The sequence below is a fragment of the Halomonas sp. LMYGS-3 genome (assembly GCF_059509875.1).
Genome location: NZ_JCAKFQ010000079.1, coordinates 1 through 582, shown reverse-complemented (window position 1 = coordinate 582; position 582 = coordinate 1). Strand labels below are relative to the sequence as shown.

The following is a 582-nucleotide window of genomic DNA, read 5'->3' as shown; positions in this document are numbered from 1 at the left end:
ATCGCTTCCTGCGAGAGAGCGCCCGCGCCAACGTCAATGCCTTGTCCGGCATCATCGAGGTAGACGAGACCTTCTTCGCGGAGTCCTGTAAGGGAAAACGCCACCTCACGCACCGCAAGCCTCGGAAGCGTGGCGGACAGAGCAATAGGAAGAAAAAAGCGGATAAGATTTCAGTCGTTATCGTGCGTGATCGCAATGGCCACGTCAGTGACCTGGTGGATCCGATGCTCCATAAGGCTACCGTTCACGACTTTCTGGCGCCGATCATCGATCGCGATTCGATTTTATGTTCTGACGGGCACAGCTGGTATAAGACCTTCTCTGCTGAGCATGGGATAGCCCATCACCGACTGATCACACTCGATAACCAGCGAGTGATTGGCAAGGAATACCACATTCAGAACGTCAACAGTTATATCAGCCGATTAAAGGGCTGGATGGGACGCTTTCATGGGGTGGGGACAGCGTATTTACCGAATTACCTGGCATGGCGGCGACTGTTTGAAACCGCCAAGCCAGCCGAAGAAGCGTGGCTTCGTGCGGCGATCGGCGGTAACCAACAACAGATACCAACATAGCCAT

At 54.0% G+C, this 582-nt stretch carries 1 protein-coding gene; it reads left to right on the top strand.

Annotated elements, in window-relative coordinates; all coding sequences use genetic code 11:
* Positions 1–578 (top strand): IS1595 family transposase (locus AC5W54_RS22540; RefSeq protein WP_495964326.1); only part of this gene is annotated, 578 nt, incomplete at its 5' end.
* Positions 579–582: the final 4 nt, after the last annotated feature.